Below are 18553 nucleotides of genomic sequence, written 5' to 3'. Positions count from 1 at the left end.
GGATGGAAATTAAAGCCCCCGATTTGGGTGTCGATAGCGCCGAAGTCAGTGAGATTATGGTGCAGGTTGGCGACGTCATCGAAAAAGATGACAACATTATCTTGCTAGAATCAGATAAAGCATCGGTCGAAGTACCGAGCTCGGCTGCTGGTAAAATTACCAAAATTAATATTGCTATCGGTGATCAAGTCAGTGAAGGTATGGTGCTCATCGAAATTGATAGCGCTACTGATGGTCAAAGCGCTGACACAGACAGCTCTGATAAAGGCAGCTCTGATAAAGAAAGTGCTAAGACACCTGATGCTAATCAGTCTGCTACTAGCAATAACAGTAAAGACGATAGTAAAGAGGATAAGGTCGCTGCTAGTGAGCCAAGTCCCTCTAAACCTGCCTCAAAAGCAGAAACAGCAACGACATACACCCTACCAGACCTAGGTGTTGATGAAGCTCAGGTTGCTGAAATTATGGTTAGCGTCGGCGATGTCGTCAGTGTTGATCAGTCAATATTACTGATTGAATCAGACAAAGCTTCGGTTGAAGTACCTGCACCGGCAGCGGGAAAGATTGAGAAAATCTTAGTACAAGCTGGTGATATGGTTGCCAATGGTCAAGATTTTATCGTGATTATTGGTAATGCTGCAGATGATTCTGGCATTGATAGTGCGAGTGATACAAGTGCTGATACTAAGGAAGCTGCTCCTAAAGTGCAAACAACTGGAGAGCCTAAGCAAGCGGAGGTTAAGTCTGCGCCTGCAACCAGCGCCACCTCTACAAATACAGCAGATAGTAAGCTGACCGAAGCGCAGGTAAATGAGAAGCTAATTGACGTGTATGCAGGGCCTGCCGTACGCAAGCTGGCGCGTCAATTGGGCGTAGATATTACCCAAGTTGCCGGTTCGGCACTAAATGACCGTATCTTAAAAGAAGACTTGTTTGCGTATGTTAAAAACAGCGTAAACACGCAAAAATCTGCTCCGACGATGGATAGCACAGCAGGCATAAGCCTGCCAAAATTACCCGATATGAGCAATACAGCTATTTGGGGTGAAACGGAAACTCAAGACCTTAGCCGTTTGCAAAAAGTATCGATACCGCAGCTCAACTACAATACTTTGCTACCGCAAGTAACGCAGTTTGATTTATCCGATATTACTGACACTGAAAAGCTACGCGGTGAGCTAAAAGGTGGTATGAAAGCTCAAGGTATTGGCCTCACTATCCTAGCTTTCATCGTTAAAGCGACGGCGTATGCCTTGACTCAGCATCCAAGATTTAACAGTCATCTAAACGATGATAATACCCAAGTGATTCTGCGTAAAAGTGTCAATATGGGTATTGCAGTCGCGACTGATGATGGCTTGATTGTGCCCGTTATTAAAGATGCGCAAGACAAAGGTATCAAGCAAATCGCCATTGAAATCGGTGAGCTTGCGGTAAAAGCTCGTGATAAGAAGCTAAGCACTAAAGATTTGCAAGGGGCTAGCTTTACTATTTCAAGCCAAGGTATCTTAGGTGGTACGGCATTTACACCACTGGTAAACTGGCCACAAGTGGGTATTTTAGGGGCTTCAGAAGCAACTATGCAGCCACGCTGGAATGCAGACAAGCAAGTTTTTGAGCCGCGTCTGATGTTGCCATTGTCATTGTCTTATGATCATCGAGTCATCAATGGGGCTGATGCCGCTGTATTTACGCGTTATGTTGCCGGATTACTGGCCGATCCTCGCCGTATCTTACTATAGGGTATAGCGCGGACTCTCAATAAGTTAATGGTAAATACTAAAAAGATCATCTTCGGATGGTCTTTTTTATTGCACCTGACTTCTATTTTTAGCTACTAGATACTGCCTCTAGCTATCAAGACATTTAAATAACAGACCCAAAAAAGCCAGCAGCTAGCGCTGGCTTTTTAATTGGCAATCTCTGGTCTATTTCACTTCTAATTAGAAGCTTTTGACGTATGCAACACCAAATACCCAAGGGCTGATATCAACAGAACCAATGTCAGCACCGTTTAGGCTAACATCTGGTTTGATGTCCATGTAGCGAGCATCAATACGGAAAGATTCAGTGTCAGCGAATGGAATATCAACTCCGATATGACCAGCAACACCAACGCTATCGTCGATATCTAAATCAGCTGGGCCACCAAGGTACAGTCTTTCATTGAAGAAAGTCGTATAGTTAACACCAACACCAATAAAAGGCTTCACATTCATCGGCATATTGTAGCCATCGAAGTGATACTGTAAAGACAGGGTAGGTGGCAGATGCTGGATTTTCGCATCGAACGGATTACCGTCTGTATCTGTCAACGTGATGTCATGATGAAATGGAATAGCAGCGAGTAGTTCAACACCGATGTTATTCGCAACAAAGTATTCACCAGTAATAGTGGGACGAACGTCACCATCAACATCAACAGAGAGTGCGCCATTAGCCAACGTACCATTATCATCTTTAGGCATAACATAATGTGCGCCGGCACCAACAGTCCAAGTACCTGCAGGGACAGCAAAGGCGGTAGTCATGGTAAGCGCAGCAGCAGTAGCTAAAACTAGGGATTGTAGTTTCATCATTTAATTCCTCAACGTAATACAAGATTGTCAGTAAATATCAGATGATGGATAACATCCGTTACTGATAGAAAAAGTTACAGTTATAGTATAGCTCGTAACTTCTTAACCCTATTATAGTACAAATACCTTGCTAACAGTAGTGAATTAGATATAAACAAGTAACATTGTTATAAGAATTTACAATAGAATAGTGCTTTGACATTTACATTTACATTTATATGATGTTGTTTGGTTACTTTCTATATCAATTATGGTGTCGTCTACTTAATATTGGGGTTTGGTACGGAATTTTAGGCAGTATACTTTTGATGCTTGTAGGTAGGATTATAATAAGATTGATTGAATACCTATTACTGATGAATTTTTTATTATAAAAAGAGTGGTAATATATTATGATTGGCTATTGTAGTAATTCACCCTTACGTTGTGTCAATGCACGTTCGATGATCATATTGAATCAAGCTGATAACAATTGTCCCCAGTGTGGGTTATCCTTGATACCTGTTAATAGTCTAAGTAGTAGTACCCGAATGGAACAGCAATTTTTGCATATTAGTTTTGGTATTACGGGGTTACTGTTGCTTGCTTTAGTCTACATTTACTATGCAAATTTTGCATAGTCACACCATTGCAAATAGCCTACTATCACTAAGTATAAACATAAGAAATACCATATATCATAGGTATAAATTTATGCACAGTTGTCGATAAATCTATCATAAATAAATCTGTATTTTAATAACCGAGCCTTATTAACCACTCAATTGATATTATTGTCACGTACCTGTCCTGACTTACTGTTTTAACTTCTCATGATCTACTTTCTACTCATACAATCACGGTATTACACCGCATAGGTACGGCATGTTATTCCAATCTATACGGCGCCTGCGTCATTTTGTCTATAATATTTTACAAAATGATGATCATGACACCTTGTTCAGTCGCTACGTCGATTATTTTCTAATTTTTTTGATCATGACTAACGTGGCGGCAGTGATTGCTGAGTCAGTTGATCAATGGTATTACCCTTATCAAAGCTACTTTACGTGGTTTGAGAACTTCTCAATCGTGGTATTTTCTATCGAGTATCTGTTGCGTTTATGGAGTGTGGCTGAAGCTAAACCTGATAATACCACATGGCGGCAGCGCTGGAATTGGCTTAGAAGTCCTTCGGCATTGATTGATTTGGTAGCGATTGCCCCTGCCTTTTTAAACTTCTTTGTCAGTATCGATTTGCGCTTCTTAAGAATTTTGCGTCTGTTTCGGATTTTGAAGCTCACCCGTTACTTTGCCTCCATGCGTATCTTATTGGTGGTTATCAGCAAAGAAAAAGGCTCATTTCAAGCGGTTATCTTTATTTTAATTATCATGATTGTGACGGCATCTAGCGGTATTTATTTAGTGGAGAACCATGCTCAACCAGATGAGTTTGAGTCGATACCAAAAGCTATGTGGTGGGCAGTAGTAACCCTGACGACAGTTGGTTATGGAGATGTGACGCCCATCACGACAGCAGGCAAAATATTAGGCGCGGTCATTACGATATTAGGGGTAGGTTTGGCTGCTTTGCCCGCCGGTATTTTGGCCACTGGCCTGGCCAATGAGCTTGCCCAGCGTCGTGACGAGCTGGAGCAGCAGTTCCGTGAGTTTTTAGTCGATGGCGACTTCGATTTAGTACAGAACCAAACCATGATCGATAAAATACGTCGTGAGCTGGGATTGGATAAAGAACAGGCGCAAGATATTGTGTTACAGGTACTACGTGAGCAAGAGCTTGAACGCCGCGAAAAAGAAGTACGTAAAAAGAATTTTTGTCCGCATTGTGGAGAGGCGCTAGAGTAATGCTATAGCACTAGTAGAAATAGAACCGCCAAACATAAAAGGGGCGATGTGCTCGTTGATAGCGCATCGCCCCTTTTAGGCTTAATGAACCAGTCAATAACTCAGCACCTACTAACTAAATAAGCGCTGCCTGTGGTATTGGTAAGGCGCGAGCCAGTTCATGAGCGACTTGTTGCGCTGCTTTTTGTAGGTCATTGTCAGCCAATGGCAAATTTTGTAGGGTTAAATGCCAATCATCAACTTCGCGGCGCAAACTGGCTACCCAAATAGCGCTACAGTCACGCGGCAGCTGCTTTAAATTCACTTCAAAAGCGCGATTGCCTTCATCATCACTGAGATGTATCTCACCTTCTTTTACTTTAGCCAACGGCTGTCCGTAGTATGAGCTAGCAATCAATCCAATATGGCTGACATGCGCTGGAATATGGTTTAAGTACAGACGAATCTGTTCTTGATCGAGTGGGGCGTGATACATCGCTTGCTCCCCACGATCTTTGCCGTTTAAACTGTCGCCTTGGTGACGTACCGATTCAGTTTTATCACGCAACTGCTTGAACCAGACCATATCATCTATGGTGCAATTATCGTCATACAATACGCAGGCGATATCAATATCGATTGCACCTTGGTTTTGCTTTAAGCGTTTTTTGATACCTTTAGCTTCAGGTGGCGTAAAGTCATAATTTAATGCAAAAAATAAGGTATCAGCGCTAAGACCAAGGGCGGTTAAGTTGTCTGAGAGTAGCGATGATGAGATAGTCGGTGGCATAATATTCCTTCTTAGCACTGAATTTTATAAGCGAAGTATAGGGTCTGTCATCAATTGGCACATTTGAAAATTTGATAGTCTTAAAATGGTTAAAATTTCGCTAAATTACGTCAATATGTTCATATTCACTGCAAATTCCTCGTTGTTTAGCATTAATTTATCTCATCTTAATCGTCATAATCTAGTTGATGTCATACTCTACAAGTTTTCTCTAAGATATTATCTAAACGAGCTGCTATAGTTGCTGTTCATCATCTAATGCTTTGTCCAAAACTGCCTGGTAAAGTAGCTCTGGCTTGGCATCTAATAGCCCTCTACCAAAACCACGTAGCCACCAGACCAGCTGCGAAGTCAAATTCACAGTTGCATTTATGGTAAGAGTATCATCGGCATTGATAGTGACAACTTGATCATCGCTAAGCTTACTTTCAGTAAGGCTCTTACCTGCTTTTTTAGTAAAGTGTAATTTAATAGCAGTGTTTTTACCATGATCAGGTAATTGGCTCAGCAGGGGATGGGTAAACCCCATACTACCTGCGTCCAAATAGCGGTCAAGCTGAAAGTCATCAGGGGTCTGCGCTGTACTCTCAAGTAACTCAACGCTAGCAAATCGATGCAAGGCAAAGGTGCGAATAATGGTATCTGGATCATCGGTGCGGGTTGCGAGCAGGTAAATAATGACACCGCGCTGAATAATGGCGATAGGGTTTAAAATATATTCGCTGGCCTGAGATTTATTACTACGGGTGTAGCAAGCTTTGAATTGTAATTGATAAAACAGCGCGTGATAAATATTGTCTTTACTGTCTAAATCAATATGCGGTGCAATTAATGGCTGAGTTGCCGGTTCGATACGTACTCTATCAATCCATGAATGGGTAACTTTACTGTCTTTAAGCTGCCGCCGCGCCAAGTCAAACCAAGGAAATAATTCATCTAAGATAGCCGGAGGCAGAAGCTGGGTTAAATTGGCTTCGACCATGTTAAAAGCGACCGCTTGCGATAGGTTCATATGCGGTAAGCTTTGTAGCGGTGCGTCTTCTTTCCAGCGCCAGCCTTGCGGATTGGCGTTATTTTTTTCAATAGGAAAGCGCTTAGCCAAGGCATTTAAGTCTCTTTGGACGGTACGCAAGCTGTTATCAAAGCCGGCCAGTTTGAGCTGCTCATAGATATGAGTAGTACCGATCCAGCGATTGCGCTGCAGCTGTGACAATACTTGCCATTGCCGTGCTGTAGTCGCTGCGCCATGACGGCTAGCAGCGGTATCGCTTGCCGTATCAGTAATGCCATTATCCGTAAGGTTGGTGGCATTAGCTGGTTGTTCAGTTGGTGTTTGTACAGTCATTAAGAGATAACCTGTATGAAGCCAGTCTTAGGTTAGATTTATTTTGCTGGTTGTTGCTTGTTTTTCACTGAAAAACTTTATCATCGCAGAAAAGGGCGATAGCGTCTAGGGTCGATTAGGCACACTTTCCCGATGATGTTGCTGATATATAATTAATTTGAGCCAAAATCAACACACCTTAATCATGGTTTAGTAAAGAACGCTCAGATTTATGGTTCATAAAATATTGAATTCGCTCGTTTGTCTTCACCAAATCTAGCTGGGTTAGCCGTTACCGGATGGTTAAAGACCGCGCTATTTTTTTACGTTTTTATCTTCTACGATATTTTTTGCCTCATCTTGTTCTTTTCTATTTTTTTCTTTCCTTCTTTTATCGTCTTTTTTCTGGCGTTGTAATTTGCGCTTCTTTTTGGCTTTTTTCTTAGATTTTTTATCTTCGCCAGTGTCGGCTGTGTCTTGATTCTCATCCCACAGCATCAGACGGCGTAATACTTTGCCAAATAAAGTATCTTTACGATAGCGGTCTTTTTTATTCATGGTATCAATAGGCAGCCCAGTCATTAGGGTTAAAGCTTCACTCAAAGTATGCACACCATAAATATGAAACTGCCCGGCTTCAACCGCATCAATAATGTCATCACGCAGCATTAACTGTTTAACATTGGCCATCGGAATGACCACACCTTGTTGACCGGTCAAGTCTTGCTCACGGCAGGCATCAAAGAAGCCAGCAATTTTGGCATTGATACCACCAACTGCTTGCACTTCGCCCAACTGATTCATCGAGCCAGTAATGGCAAAGGCTTGATTGATCGGAACGTTGGCTAATGCCGACAGTAGCGCACAAGCTTCGCTAACGGTGGCGCTATCGCCATCAATATGGGCATAACTTTGCTCAAACGCTAAGGAAGCACTAAAGTTTAGCGTGTGATGGTGGCTAAACAGTGCACGCAGATAGCTGGTCATAATCAGCATACCTTTAGCGTGTAAGCTACCACCTAAATCGACATCGCGCTCAATATCGAGAATTTCACCCGTGCCAACATTGGGTTGAATAACGGCTGTTAGGCGTGCTGGCATGCCAAACTCGCTATCGGCATAGCTGACTACCGTCAAGGCGTTGACTTGTCCGACGGCTTGGCCCTGAGTATTGATCAGTTGTTGACCGTTTTTGAGCTCCTCCCAGTAGAGATCGCGTAGGTATCCTGAGCGCTCATCCATATCAGAGATGGCTTGGGTAACATGGCTGTCATCGACGATGCTTTGCCCATTAAGGCGAGCGTGGCGATTGGATTCATGTAATAGCTTAATTAAGCGATCACTGTGCAAGCTTAAACGGTCTTGGTCTTCAGCTTGCAGACTTAAATGCTCGAGCAGTGCGGCTTGAGCATTATTGTCAAACGGATAAAGATTGGCATAATCGATAATATCGGCCATTTTGGCAACCAAGGCCAATTCGTGGTCGTCGGTACGGGTGACGTCATCATGAAAGTCAGCACGTACTTTGAATACCGCATCGAACTCTGGCTCTAGCTCTAATAGCTCGTAATACAGATCCGCTTCCCCTAACAGAATGACCTTAACGTTAAGGTCAATTGGCGCAGGTGCCAACGATAAGCTACCGGTTAAGGTCAGCATTTGCTCAAGGCTAGAGAGCTTTATTTTGCGTGATTGCAGCGCACGTTTTAGTCCTTGCCACGCATAGGGATGCTCAAGCAGATGACTGGCTTCTAATAACAAGTAACCGCCATTGGCACGGTGCAATGCGCCAGCACGTATCATGCTGACATCGGTGGTAACCGTGCCAAGCTGAGTAACTTGCTCAACATGACCTAATAGATTTAAGTGGGTCGGTAAGTCTTCAAATATGACCGGTGAACCACTGTCAGGCTCATGGCTGACCATGACATTGACGGCATAACGGCTTGGCGTCGTCGCCAGCACGGCAGTAATAAATTCTTCATCATCGCCATTGACGATACGCTCGACATGGGTGACCATATCAGCAAACATTGCTTCCAAATAATTGATTACGGAAGTATTGGCAGCAAACCGCTCACGAATAGGGGCAAATAGAGGCTGTAGCGTACGCTGCGCGATATCACTATGAAGGGTCTCAATGGCATCATTAGCCTCATCTTCTAACTGCTCTAAAGCGATGGTCAGTTGATTCAGCCGCTTTTGCATGTGGTTTTTTTGCGTGAAATTATTTAGCTCAGTCTGATAGTGACTATTATTATGGCTATTATTGTTTTTAATGTCTTTGCTGGTGGTTTTATTCTTATTTGATGCTGATTTATTATTTGGATTGCTAGCAGATTTTTTTGCATTATTAGCAACCTTGTCCGCATCATTACTATCCTCATCTTCTGTTGATAGCTCGCTAGGATGTACAAAGACCGCTTTATTATCAAACGGTCGAAAAGTTAGAGCCAAATCGTATTGCTTGCCTTCAGCATTTAGCGCATCGTAAGCCTGGCTTTCTTTTTGATGGGTGTCGTTTTTTATTGCTTCGATTTTACTTTGATAATGGTCACTACGAAAACGCTGATTAAGGCGTTTTTTTGCCTGTTGCCATAAACTATTAATCTGCTGCTGCAAAATTGTAGCTTGTCCAGCGGGTAAATGCAGAGCCATGGGTGTGCGTGGGTCAACAAAATTATGTACATACACCCAATCATCAGGTGTGGGCGCATTTGCCGCAATACCTTGTAGTAGGCGACTGATTACTGTGCGCTTGCCCAGTCCATTTTCTCCAGCAGCAAACACATGATAGCCACTGGCATTGATATCTAGTGCGGTTCGTAGTGCTTTGATCGCACGCTGCTGGCCAAAGCCAATATCTAAATCTGGGGCGGTGCGCGTATCGGTAGGTAGATCGTCAGGAACGCTATAGCGTTTGAGCTGCTCTGCGGTTATGAGACAGCGTTGATTAATTTCCACTAATATAGGATGAGGCAGTGGTGCTTTCTCAATATTCGTCACAGCCTGTATTTGTGTTGCCGTATTATCAATTTTTTGAGCCGTTGTTACAGCAGCGGGTGTCGAATTAAGGTCTATTGAAGCTTGAGTCGTAGGGGCAGTTTTCTGTTCGGTCATAAGCGTATGTTTGGTCATCTCAAAAATCGTACATGGTAGTGTTAGTGGCATTAAAATATAAAATATAAAATCGCAATTTATAGCCAGTCTTAGACAAAGTTAAAGAGGTCATGCCCGACCAAATGAACAACCAGATAAATAGTTAGGTGGATACATTGGCGCGGTAGATAACTTATTAAGCTTGACCTAAAGTTATAAATTTAGTGTGATTAAGGCTGAATAAATCATTAATACTAGCGCAGATAGTATAAGATGGCGAACATTGACGCAATCTGCAACTATTCAATAAGCAACCTGCATGATAAAATAGCCGGTTCACATGCCAAAACGGGATAACGTGTTCTATGTCAGCATCCGATAAGTCCCTTGCTAAATCTATTAACAGCGCTCGGCCACCTATGGATTCAACAGGCTTCGTAAAGCTTGGCGCTCAGCTACCAGCGTTGGCTGATATATTAGCACAAGCATTGCAAACATTGGCACTACCGCTTAATGAGACGCAGCAGCGCACGCTATTGTTGTACTTAGACAAGCTTTTATTATGGAATAAAGCGTATAATCTGACCGCCATCACTGACCCAGTAGAGGCGCTGATCAAGCATGTGATTGACTGCTTGGCTATTATAGCGCACTTGCCTGCAGGGTCTTTGTTGGATATCGGTACGGGTGCTGGATTACCGGCAGTGATTATCGCGATTTGTCAGCCTGAGCGTCACTGTACTGCCCTAGATAGCAATAAGAAAAAGATTCGTTTTATTAAGCAGATCAGCAGCGAGCTTGGCCTGAATAATGTAACACCGATTGCCGCACGTATTGAAGCGCATGAAGGGCAATATGACGTTGTTACCTCCAGAGCCTTTGCCAGCTTGATAGATTTTGTGGAAGCGGCGCAGCCCCGCTTAGCGGATAATGGCTATCTATGTGCGATGAAAGGCAAAGTACCAAGTGCTGAAGAATTACAAGCGCTGCAGGACACTTGGCAGATTAAGACCATTAAATTAGACGTCCCACGTTTAGAGGATAGCCGGCATTTGATTGAATTATCGGTTAAGAATGTCTAAGCTATGCTTAAATGGACGTCTATAAAACGGTATATTTTTTTGCTAGATCATAACAGTAAGACAGTTTGATCAAAGTAAGCAGCTGTTAATTATAGGCTATTAATTACGTAGCATTTATAGGCACGTAGCATTTACGTCGGTACTATTTGAGCATCAGTAAAGCGCGTTATATTAATTAAATTGAGTGAGTGTATGGAAATCATAGCCATTGCGAATCAAAAAGGCGGCGTAGGTAAAACCACTACGGCGGTGAATTTGGCTGCAAGCTTGGCCGCTAAGCGCAAGCGTGTACTACTGATTGATTTAGACCCACAAGGCAACGCTACGACGGGTACTGGTCTGGAGAAAAATGATTTAGCGCTGACCATGGCTGATGTTTTGCTTGACGGTGTATCGCTACAAGAAGCGATTGTCAACAGTCCAGCTGGCTTCGATGTCATCGGTACCAATAGAGAATTAGCGGGTATAGATATTACCTTAATGGGGCAGACCAATAGCCACGAGCTACTAAAGACGGCAATGACCGAATTAGTCGCTGACCAAGCAACTGGCCAAAAAAAGCCTTATGATTACATTATAATGGATTGTGCACCCAGTTTAAACTTGCTGACTATTAATGCGTTAGTGGCAACGGATGGCGTTATTATTCCGATGCAATGCGAGTATTATGCACTGGAAGGTCTCGCGGACTTATCACAGACCATTGAGCGCTTAACAGAGCTGAATCCTAAGCTATATATTCGCGGGGTAGTTAGAACCTTGTTTGATGCGCGTAATACCTTAGCCAATGACGTATCAGCTGAGCTTGATGCACATTTTGGCGATATCATGTACCGTACTCATATTCCAAGAAATATCCGCTTAGCGGAAGCGCCAGCCCACGGTATGCCAGTACTGGCGTTTGAAAAAAGCTCAAAAGGTGCACAAGCTTATTTAAAGCTTGCTGCTGAAGTGATCAAACAAAGCCGCAGCTAGAGAATAAATTATTAAATTATTAAATTATTGAAGTATCAAAGTGTCGAATTATAAATGGCTTGGTATTTATTAAATATTAGAGGTATCAATAGATACTTGCTTATTAATTATTAGACATTTATTAACACTCATTTGGTTTTTATTTTAGCGTTAGAGGATAGGTAATCATGGCGAAAAAACGAGGATTGGCTGCCAATCGGGGTTTAGATGCCTTATTAGGATCAATCAAAAAAGAAAAGCAAATTACCGCCTCTGCATTACAAGATGATACGGCTGCGCGTGATACCAATCTAACCGATATGGTATCAAAAGCTGCGTTGCAAGCGCCAACCAGTAGTACAAAAACGGCTGAAAAATCGGTTAATGCAAACAGCCGTATGTCGCAATCAGCTAGCACTGATATTAAAAAGCGCAACAGTCTCAAAACGCGTAGCAGCAGTATGTATGGTGAGAGTTCTGAAGATCAGATCAGTCTAGTACAGATTGATGTGACGCGCTTACAGGCCGGAAAATACCAGCCACGGCGTGATATGAGTGAGACGGCATTAGCTGAGTTAGCCTCTTCTATTGAGCAGCATGGTATTATGCAGCCCATTGTCATTCGACCACTGCTGGCAAGCGAAGACAAAAGCACAGTCGATGTCACCCATGAAATTATCGCTGGTGAGCGCCGCTGGCGGGCGGCAAAAATGGCGGGTAAATCGGTTATTCCCGCAATTGAGCGGGCATTATCTGATGAGCTGGCCATTGCGTTAGCACTGATTGAGAACATCCAACGCGAAGATTTATCGGTCATTGATCAAGCGGCCGCTTTACAGCGTTTCCATACTGAATTTGGTATGAGTCACGCCATGATTGCAGAAGTGGTGGGCAAAGCGCGTACCACAGTGTCGAATCTACTTCGCCTCAATCAGCTCCATGATACGGTCAAAGATCATCTGGCCAATAATGCGCTCGATATGGGACATGCACGCACCTTGCTTGCTTTATCGTCTGAGCAGCAGCCTATCATCGCCCAAAAAATTATTGATGGCGGTATGACGGTACGAGAGGCTGAAAAGCTGGTCAAATCGATCCTGCAGCCTGCGCCTAAAGTGAGCCATACTGAACAAGCACAAAGCCGCGATGCTGAGCGCTTAACTCAGCGTTTGACTGATGCCCTAGGAGCAGAGGTCAAGCTCAAGCATAAGAAAGATGGCCAAGGCAGTGTCGAGATATTTTTTCATAATCAAGATGAGTTTACGGCCTTAATGAAACATTTAGAGGCTCAGAGTTAATACCTTTTTAAAAACTTATATTTAAGAGGTGAGTAACAAATAAGATATGAGTAATAAGCCAAAACTTTATTTTTATGCTAGAAGCGCAATGATTTATTACTCACCATAAAAACAAGTCGTCACTATCTGGTTTTAAACGATCGGGACAAGAGAATAAAAGAAAAGAGCGGCAATATTTTGGTCAGTGATCTGCTGTATTGCCCGTTATCGCTCTTAACCATTTTATCTCAATAAGTTACCTAAGAAATTTATCCAAACGTTTTATACTGCTATTTGATATCGACGTTCTATATCGCCGCGCTACCAGTGTGACAAACCCACCTATTTATACCTACATTGAGGCTTTTATGAGCCAAGCTTATCAATCTGACTCTACAAAAACTTCTACCAAACCAATACCCGCGCTATCAACTAGCACGCCTAAGCACAAGACATTATTGCGTCTGTTAAGCTATCTAAAGCCTTATTGGTGGGCATTGATGCTAACCGTTGTCGGTTTTGCCATCAATGCGGGAACCGAGATTTGGATTGCTAAATTATTGGAATATATCACGGATGCTATTAACCAAAACGACCAAAGTAAGCAAGATTTATTTCCGTTTATTATTGTTGGGCTATTCTTTGTGCGCGGTGTGGGTAGCTTTTTAGGTAACTATTATACGGCTTTAGTATCACGCAACTTAGTATATGAGCTGCGGGTCCAGGTCTTTAATAAGCTACTGCGCCTGCCAAGCTCGTTCTATTTAGCCAATCCTGCCGGTACCATCTCCTCCAAACTTATTTTTGATGTCGAACAGGTCACTGCTGCCAGTACCGACTCGATGAAAACCTTATTACGTGATGGTTTGACCGTCGTGGCGTTGATGGGCTTTTTGCTATACAGCAACTGGCGCTTGACCTTGATTTTATTTTTGGTGCTACCGCCAATATTATGGTTGATTCGCATTGCCTCCAAGCGCTATCTTAAACTGTCGAAGGGTATCCAAGAAACCATGGGGGATGTCAGTCATATTACTAATGAAGTGATTGGTGGCTATCAAGTGGTCAAAAACTACGGTGGGCAAGCCTATGAGGCAAAGCGCTTTGATGAGACTTCCAAAAAGAACTTGCGCCAAGGTATGAAAGTGGTGGTCACCAATAGTATTAATACGCCCGCTGTACAGCTATTGATGGCAATGGCGATGGCGGTAGTGGTATGGCTTGCTCTGCGTCCTGAGGTGATTAACAATATCTCAGCAGGTGAGTTCATCTCTTATATCGCCGCGGCGGGACTACTCAGTAAGCCAGTGCGCTCGCTGACTGATGTCAATCAAAAACTACAAAAAGGTATCGCGGCAGGTGAGTCAATATTTGCCTTACTTGACGAGCCTGAAGAGCAGGACAGTGGTATTCTAAGCCCCATATTGTCAGGTGAGATTCATATGGATAATGTTAGCTTGATCTATCCAGACTCTACGGTTGCATTACGTGACTTTAATTTAAATGTACAAGCTGGCGAGACTGTAGCCTTGGTTGGTCGTAGCGGTGCAGGTAAGTCATCCTTAGTGAATTTATTGACGCGTACGCTAACCACTACCTCAGGACAAATTACCATAGATGGGTTACCTATTGAAGACATCACTTTAGAGAGTTTGCGTGCGCAGATTGCCATGGTCAATCAGCAAGTGGTGCTGTTCAATACGACGGTATTTAATAATATTGCTTATGGCGGTTTAGCCCATAAGACACAGGCTGAGGTTGAGCTCGCGGCAAAAGACGCCTTTGCTCATGACTTTATTATGAAAATGCCGCATGGCTATCAAAGTCAGATTGGGGCTGAAGGTTTACAATTATCTGGCGGCCAGCGTCAGCGCTTATCTATCGCTCGAGCGTTACTAAAAGATGCCCCTATTTTAATCTTAGATGAGGCGACCAGTGCCCTTGATAATGAGTCAGAATTCTATATTCAGCAAGCGCTTGATAACGTTATGAAAGACCGTACAACACTGGTCATTGCGCACCGTTTAACGACTATCGAGTCTGCTGATCGTATTGCCGTGTTAGATGGGGGACAGGTTGTGGAGCTTGGCACCCATAGTGAACTGATGCAAAAGCAAGGTCATTACGCGCAAATGTATGAAAGAGATTTTGAGTAGCTTTTTGCATTTAAATACTTAAGAAAATGGCTGCTCATCAAAAAATGTATAAGTAAGGACACGCGATTAAATGCTCACTAAACTATAGCAATATAATCGTTAAATAAGTCTTTGCTGATAGAGATACTGGCAAATAAGTAATAATAGGTGAAGTGTTAATTCATGAGTGTTGAGACCGCAATTACCCGTGCATGGCAACGTCAAGCTTTTTGGTTGTGGCTACTGCTGCCGCTAAGCTGGTTATATAGTTTGCTAACCTTGTTGCGCCGTCAAGCTTATAATGTCGGGCTGTTCTCAAGCTATCGTGCGCCCATACCAGTGATGGTAATCGGTAATATTACGGTTGGCGGCAGTGGTAAAACGCCATTAATTATTGCTTTGGTCAATTATTTACAACAGCAGGGATTGAAGGTAGGCGTTATTAGTCGCGGCTATGGCGGCGATAGCAGCCAGATGCCAGCATTGGTCACAGCGGATAGTCTACCCAGCGCCGTAGGTGATGAGCCGTGTTTGATTGTTAATATGACTGGCGCGGCGATGGCAGTATGCCCTAATCGACAGCAAGCGATTAGCACTTTATTAGAGGCCTATCCTGACTTGCAGCTGATTATTGCTGATGATGGTTTGCAACATTATGCGTTGCAGCGAGATATCGAGTGGATTGTAGTGGACGTAGCGCGCGGTTTTGGCAATCAGCAGCGGTTGCCAACAGGGTTTTTGCGTGAACCAATATCGCGGCTAAAAAATGCGACGGTGGTTTACCATCAAAAACCGAAGCAACCATCAATGTCTGATAACTATCAGCCTTCCGCTGGTGGCTTAACCATGCAATTAAGTCCTGATACGCTACAGACATTGCTACCTGATATTCAAATGAGTAGTATAGCACCGACTGCAGGCAGTCAAGTGCATGCGATCAGTGGTATCGGCTATCCACAACGGTTTTTTGACACACTCAGTACTCTAGGTTTTGAGGTTATCCCGCATCCTTATCCCGACCATTATGATTTTAGTCTTACTGATCTGCTGCAATATACCCAATATCCTATTGTTGTCACTAGTAAGGATGCAGTAAAAATCCGTACGTTATTCTTACAGCAAGAAACTAATAAAGCCGTTAAAGCTAATTGGCAGGAGTTAGCAGCTAGATTATGGATATTACCAGTAACCGCAGTATTATCTAATGACTGTTATCAAACGCTACAGAGCCAACTAGAAGCTTTGAATATTAAGATACATAGCAATAAAGAGAGCCATTAATTGATTGATAATAATTAGTAATAACTTATAGATAACATCTATATTTAAAACAGATAATAGCTATGTTAAACATAGATAATAACTACGATTTTATATGACTTATTATAGGAGTCAGCTATGTCTACTGTAACAATACCGGCTAAAACTCATATCGTAATCCCAGCACGTTTTAAAAGCACACGGCTGCCTGGCAAGCCATTACTGAGTATTCATGGTAAACCGATGATACTTTGGGTGGCTGAAAAAGCACAAGCGGCGCATTTCGCTGATGATATGTGTATTGCTACTGATGACGCGCGTATTGCCAAAGTTTGCATAGATGCTGGTTACGAGGTAGTGATGACCCGCGCTGATCATGCCTCAGGTACGGATCGTTTGGCTGAAGTTGCCGCTATAAAAGGTTGGTCAGAGCAGGATATCGTGGTTAATATGCAGGGAGACGAACCCTTGGTACCGCCATTATTATTAGAGCAAGTCAAAACCTTATTGGTACAAGATAGTGCTAGTGTCATGGCAACTTTGTATGAGCCTATCGAGGATTATCATACCTTTATGCGCCCATCTGTGGTCAAAGTAGTGAGCGCGACTGTTGATAATAAGCAACGGGCGCTGTATTTTAGCCGGGCGCCTATTCCCTGTGATCGAGATGTAGCGCTAGTATTGGCTACAACAAATAGCGCCGATGTAAACTCAAATTTAGTAACGAATACCCAAGAGCTAACACAACGGCCTGCCCCAAAGCATGCTTATCGTCATTTAGGTTTATATGCTTATAGAGTTAGCCTATTACAGCAGTTTGTGCATTGGCCCCAAACACCACTTGAAACACTGGAGAGCTTAGAGCAGCTACGTGTCTTAGAAAATGGCGGTAAAATTGCCATCGCTGCGGCAGCACTTCAATTGCCAGCAGGGGTTGATACTCAAGAAGATTTGGATCGCTTAAATGCCATGAGTTTTATTGAATTTCAAAGTGTTAAGCACTACTAAATAGCCTAAGTAATATAAAAAATATAGTCACAAATTAAGTCTTAACACTTTTAAGCAATACCTCAAGTTACAAGGTGGCATGTGTGGACAACGTAAACGACACGACAGAGAGCATTTATTTTGCACCATTACTACCATGGCAGCAGGGGCTATGGGCGCAGCTGACTAAAAGGGTGTTAACGCCGCCACAGTCATTACCGCATGCACTGTTAGCGGCTGGCATGCAAGGCATGGGAAAACGTGCGTTTGTTTGGCGCTTGGTCGCATGGCTGTTATGTCGTGAGCGTGACAGCCATCCACTTGGTGCATGTGGGAGCTGTGAGAGCTGTCAATGGCTCAGATCGGGTACTCATCCTAGTCTACAGGTACTACCAATTATCAGTATGCCTATTAGTACCGATAGCTTGAATAACAATGAGTTATCAGGTAAAGCGACTAAAAGCAATAAAGCCGATAATAAGTCTACCAAAGCAACTAATAAAGCGGCGCTAACCATAAAAATTGATGACATTCGTGCATTGCAACCTTTTATTTATCAAGGCGGGCGCGGGATGCGGATTTGTGTTTTAGATCACGCTGAGCAAATGACCATTGCTGCTGCCAATGCGCTGCTAAAAACTCTAGAAGAGCCGCAAGCGCAAGTGCATTTATTCTTAATCAGTGATACGCCTGCGCAATTATTGCCGACGATTAAAAGCCGCGTTCAGCAGCTGCCGTTACAGACCATTGCTCCCGCTGTCGCCCGTGACTATGTCACTCATGCCCTAGGCAGTACTATTAATCGTGAAGCGGTTAGCCCGGCGCAAATGACTCAATTACTGACATTAGCAAATGGTGCGCCTTTAGCCGCTATAGATTTGGCTCAAGCAGCGTGGTATAGCAAACGCGCATTATGGTTAACCACGTGGCAGGCCTTACGTAGCGGTAAGCGTAGTAGTGTGGTGGCAAGTGATTATTGGCAGACTCAGCTTCCCGTGGCAGATTTTATTAAATTGACTGAGCTGATGCTGCTTGATATCCGCCGCGTTGATCTTGGTCTTCTAAGTGTTCAAGAAGATATTAATCTATCAACCGTCTTACAAAACTATCAACCCACCGACAGGGCAGTAGAGGTATTAGCCAATAACTTACAGCAGACGAAAGTATCACTACAACAAAATGTACAAGAAAAATTCGCCTATGATAAGCTGATGCAGCAATTGGCGCAGTTATAATAGTGGT

13 protein-coding genes are annotated in these 18553 nt (G+C 43.2%); 9 read left to right on the top strand and 4 right to left on the bottom strand.

Annotation, left to right across the window (positions count from 1 at the left end; translation table 11 throughout):
- Window positions 1-2: 2 nt before the first annotated feature.
- Window positions 3-1742 carry a 2-oxo acid dehydrogenase subunit E2 gene (locus AAEY88_RS02520; RefSeq protein WP_350558589.1) on the top strand — a complete coding sequence of 580 codons (1740 nt, stop codon included), beginning with the start codon at window positions 3-5 and terminating at the stop codon, window positions 1740-1742.
- Between the two features lie 201 nt (window positions 1743-1943).
- Here AAEY88_RS02520 and AAEY88_RS02515 read toward each other — a convergent pair whose 3' ends face one another.
- Window positions 1944-2576, bottom strand: a complete 633-nt coding sequence (locus tag AAEY88_RS02515) for an OmpW family outer membrane protein (RefSeq protein WP_350558586.1) — start codon at window positions 2574-2576, stop codon at window positions 1944-1946.
- An 867-nt stretch (window positions 2577-3443) separates the two neighbouring features.
- Here AAEY88_RS02515 and AAEY88_RS02510 point away from each other — a divergent pair.
- Window positions 3444-4424, top strand: coding sequence for an ion transporter (locus AAEY88_RS02510; RefSeq protein WP_350558583.1), 981 nt, complete (start codon window positions 3444-3446; stop codon window positions 4422-4424).
- Between the two features lie 115 nt (window positions 4425-4539).
- On the opposite strand, the gene AAEY88_RS02505 is transcribed toward AAEY88_RS02510, so the two are convergent.
- From AAEY88_RS02505 to AAEY88_RS02495, 3 genes are all read right to left on the bottom strand, one after another.
- The gene (locus AAEY88_RS02505) at window positions 4540-5193 is read right to left on the bottom strand and encodes a TerD family protein (protein ID WP_350558580.1); all 654 of its coding nucleotides are present in this window, start codon (window positions 5191-5193) and stop codon (window positions 4540-4542) included.
- 235 nt (window positions 5194-5428) lie between these two features.
- Window positions 5429-6538: a WYL domain-containing protein gene (locus tag AAEY88_RS02500; RefSeq protein WP_350558577.1), complete on the bottom strand. Its 1110-nt coding sequence runs from the start codon at window positions 6536-6538 to the stop codon at window positions 5429-5431.
- Window positions 6539-6832: 294 nt separating this feature from the next.
- Window positions 6833-9655, bottom strand: a complete 2823-nt coding sequence (locus tag AAEY88_RS02495) for an ATP-binding protein (protein WP_350558574.1) — start codon at window positions 9653-9655, stop codon at window positions 6833-6835.
- Window positions 9656-10035: 380 nt separating this feature from the next.
- Between AAEY88_RS02495 and rsmG the strand changes: the two genes are divergently transcribed.
- The 7 genes from rsmG to AAEY88_RS02460 all read left to right on the top strand — a co-directional run bounded on the left by rsmG (window position 10036) and on the right by AAEY88_RS02460 (window position 18546).
- A complete protein-coding gene (rsmG, locus tag AAEY88_RS02490) occupies window positions 10036-10698 on the top strand; it encodes a 16S rRNA (guanine(527)-N(7))-methyltransferase RsmG (protein ID WP_350560421.1) in 663 nt (220 codons plus the stop codon).
- Window positions 10699-10890: 192 nt separating this feature from the next.
- On the top strand, window positions 10891-11673 hold the full coding sequence (locus tag AAEY88_RS02485; protein ID WP_350558571.1) for an AAA family ATPase: 783 nt from the start codon (window positions 10891-10893) through the stop codon (window positions 11671-11673).
- Window positions 11674-11840: 167 nt separating this feature from the next.
- Window positions 11841-12950, top strand: coding sequence for a ParB/RepB/Spo0J family partition protein (locus AAEY88_RS02480; protein ID WP_350558569.1), 1110 nt, complete (start codon window positions 11841-11843; stop codon window positions 12948-12950).
- Between the two features lie 347 nt (window positions 12951-13297).
- Window positions 13298-15085, top strand: coding sequence for a lipid A export permease/ATP-binding protein MsbA (gene msbA / locus AAEY88_RS02475; RefSeq protein WP_350558566.1), 1788 nt, complete (start codon window positions 13298-13300; stop codon window positions 15083-15085).
- A 162-nt stretch (window positions 15086-15247) separates the two neighbouring features.
- Window positions 15248-16345 carry a tetraacyldisaccharide 4'-kinase gene (gene lpxK / locus AAEY88_RS02470; protein WP_350558563.1) on the top strand — a complete coding sequence of 366 codons (1098 nt, stop codon included), beginning with the start codon at window positions 15248-15250 and terminating at the stop codon, window positions 16343-16345.
- A 117-nt stretch (window positions 16346-16462) separates the two neighbouring features.
- Entirely contained in the window at window positions 16463-17332 is an 870-nt protein-coding gene (kdsB, locus tag AAEY88_RS02465) for a 3-deoxy-manno-octulosonate cytidylyltransferase (protein ID WP_350558560.1), read from the top strand.
- A gap of 83 nt (window positions 17333-17415) precedes the next feature.
- On the top strand, window positions 17416-18546 hold the full coding sequence (locus tag AAEY88_RS02460) for a DNA polymerase III subunit delta' (RefSeq protein ID WP_350558557.1): 1131 nt from the start codon (window positions 17416-17418) through the stop codon (window positions 18544-18546).
- The last annotated feature ends 7 nt before the right edge of the window (window positions 18547-18553 follow it).

The sequence above is a fragment of the Psychrobacter sp. CAL346-MNA-CIBAN-0220 genome (assembly GCF_040309805.1).
Taxonomy (GTDB): domain Bacteria; phylum Pseudomonadota; class Gammaproteobacteria; order Pseudomonadales; family Moraxellaceae; genus Psychrobacter.
This window is presented reverse-complemented; position numbering and strand designations above follow the sequence as displayed.